Below are 1431 nucleotides of genomic sequence, written 5' to 3'. Positions count from 1 at the left end.
CGTGAAGGCAGGCCACCGCTTCAGCATGTAGTTGATGGCTTTGTACAGGTCGTGGGTGCGGGGAAAGTCATCCCGCTTCTCCTCGAGATAGACGCGGAGCGCCTCGACAAGCGGTAAGCTCTGCTCCTGCCGTAGGGCACGGCGCTTCTCTGGACTTTGGCCGTTGATCTCCCGCTCGATATCAAAAAGGGCATCGATCCGGCGAACCACCTCAAGCGCCATAGGCGAGACCACCACAGGCTTCTTGCTCTTCGTCTTGCGCCGCGCGGCCTCCTGGAGGTCCGCATTGATAAAGAACGGGCGCCGGGCGTGACTCCAACAGCCGGCCTGGCGGATCTGCCCGGGTTTGCGGTCTGGTGCATAGAGCTTGCCATACCCGGAGAATGCGTCAGCCTGGAAAATGCCTGACCACCGGGCGAGATGCTCCTGTGGATGGTCGCCGCTTCGATCCCTCGAATAGTAGAATATCGCCGCCGGCGGGCCGGCCCCGCCAAAAGGTTTGTCGTCGGCGACATACACCCAACATCGGGCGATGTCGGTCTTGCCAGCGGCGAGGACAGGGACAGTCGTATCATCGCCATGGAGCCGCTCAGCCAAGAAGACTTGGCGTTCCAGCGCGGTCAAAATAGGACGGAGAGCGACACAGGCAGCCCCCACGGCATCGGCCATGGTCGATAGCGGGATGGGCACGCCTTCCAAGGCATAGCGCTCACAGAGGCGGTTCAATGGCTGATGGGCGCCGAACTTCTCATACAGGATCATCGCCAGAAGGCTGGGGCCTGCCCACCCGCGGGGAATCGTGTGGAACGGTGCGGGCGTCTGGCTGACCTTCTCGCAATCGCGGCAGGTGAACTTCTCCCGCACAGTCTCGATGACCTTCCACTGCCGGGGGACGCACTCCAGGGTACGGGTTACGTCCTCGCCGAGCTTGCGGAGCCGGTTCCCACCGCAGCACGCGCATGCTGTCGGCGGATCAATCACCACGCGCTCCCTGGGCAGGTGGTTGGGAAAGGTGGCCCGCACTTCAGGGCGCTTACGCACGAATCCTGCCACGGTCGTGGTCTTGGCGATGGCGAGTTCCGCCGCGATCTCATCCTCGGTGGCGGTTGCCTCCAATTCTTCGAGCGCGAATTCCATCTGATCCTGAAGCTGGGCGCTCCGTTCCTTGCGGGGCCCGTAGAGCTGGCGCTCCAGCTTGGCGATCCTGAGCGCCTGATGCGCGATCAGGGCCTTATCGTCCGAGGCCATGGCCTTTGCCAGTGCCAGCTCCGCGGCGGTATCGAGATGCTTCTGTTCCGCCGCCGATGCCTGGGCGCGGGCTGCCGTCAGCGCCTGTCTCAGCGCCGCGACATCGTCCGGACCGTCCTCGGGCTCAGCATTCATGGACCCGATGGAAGCATACTTCCGGGTGCCTGTGTACCCCGAACCCAA

At 63.5% G+C, this 1431-nt stretch carries 1 protein-coding gene; it reads right to left on the bottom strand.

What is annotated here, in order from left to right:
- Positions 1-1383, bottom strand: a 1383-nt coding sequence (tnpC, locus tag ACYQ6W_RS22595) for an IS66 family transposase (RefSeq protein ID WP_459678543.1), incomplete at its 3' end; no start/stop codon positions are given.
- Positions 1384-1431 lie beyond the last annotated feature (48 nt).

This window comes from Acidisoma sp. 7E03 (assembly GCF_054665075.1).
This window is presented reverse-complemented; position numbering and strand designations above follow the sequence as displayed.